Source organism: Mesonia mobilis DSM 19841, assembly GCF_000423405.1.
In the GTDB taxonomy this organism is placed as follows: domain Bacteria; phylum Bacteroidota; class Bacteroidia; order Flavobacteriales; family Flavobacteriaceae; genus Mesonia; species Mesonia mobilis.
Genome location: NZ_AUHX01000049.1, coordinates 1 through 1348, shown reverse-complemented (window position 1 = coordinate 1348; position 1348 = coordinate 1). Strand labels below are relative to the sequence as shown.

Genomic DNA, 1348 nt, shown 5'->3' with positions numbered 1-1348 from the left:
CAGATTTTCGATTCCACTTTATCGTTTCTGAGCGTTTTAGTCAGCCGATTTCAAATTAATATTTTGAAAACGAATTTTAGTTTTACTTTTTCTCCGCAAAGTTTTGAAAAATAGAGTAGTGCTGAAAAAATTTTAACCGCAACAATTTATCGTTTTCAGTTTATCGAGTTTGAGTAAGTTTTTCAGCTGAGTTCAAATTTCCTTTAGGATTTTTAATCTTCTCTGCGAAAAGTTTTTCCAAACAGCTTTTCGTCTGAGTGATTTTTTATCCGTTTAGATTCGTCAAATTTCTTTAAGTTTTCGTCAAAGAAAGAGATTGTTTTGGAAATGAAACTTGAAGTTTACCACGCTGTAATTATGCATTTTTACCAACGGTCTTGTATAACAATCAGTTGCGGATTGGTTAAAAACCAAGATAGCTAAAATTACCGACTTTTATGCTTGCGCGGTTGTGTCCGCAGGACACAAAGCCGCAATTGTTGTTATACGGTGTTGGCAAAAGTTTTTATTCTATTTCTTCATATTCTTTTATTCCAATATGATTTTCTATAAGATACATTTCTGGTTTTCCAACTGCTACGCCCATTTTAATTCCACATCTTATAAAGTATTCCTGACCTTTTTTAACATTTATCACTACAGAATCTTGAGATTCCGTTTTGCCCCAAAATTTATGCTCACCAAAATCTCTGGTTTTGAATTTAAATTTTTCTCCATTTCTAACTCTACCAATTTCAGTTTCGTCATCAAGTCTTATTTTATAGCCAATCATACTACCTTGAAAATTTCTAGGTCTATAAAAATAGATAATTGCATAGTCTGCATTTTCAGGTAGTCTTGATTTGTTACGTAAGTCTCTTTTTGAAATCAAACCTGCAATGGCTTCTCTATTTGTATTTCTATATAGCTTTGCTTTTATTCTATAGCAAGTACTACCAAAATTAGGCTTCTTAACTTCTGTCAGTTCTATTATATTTGCTCCTGATTTTTGAGCATTTTCTTTAGCATTTTCAATTACCGTATTATATCCACAATCTGTTGAAAATCCAGAATCTCCTATCTTCAAATCTCCTATAAATGTAGAATTTTGGGGTACTTTTTCAGTTTCATCAAGAATAATTATTTCTTCGTTATTTTCTATAGGCGGAAAAGTAGTATTTGCTAAATTAGTTCTAATTTTTGGGGAACACGCAACTATTGTGATTCCGAATAGTAATAGGAGTAAAATTTTTTTGTTCATTTTTTAAATTTTTGCCAACGTGCTTGTATATTTGTCAGTTGTGGGAATTTAGGACTAAAGATAGTAAAAAGAACCGACTTTGACGCGACTGCGTCTGTGTCCGCAGGA

Annotated in this window: 1 protein-coding gene; it reads right to left on the bottom strand. The window is 32.0% G+C overall.

Features of this window, described 5'->3' with window-relative positions; all coding sequences use genetic code 11:
- Positions 1–505 precede the first annotated feature (505 nt).
- On the bottom strand, positions 506–1240 hold the full coding sequence (locus G551_RS16285) for a DUF2846 domain-containing protein (RefSeq protein ID WP_051191394.1): 735 nt from the start codon (positions 1238–1240) through the stop codon (positions 506–508).
- Positions 1241–1348: the final 108 nt, after the last annotated feature.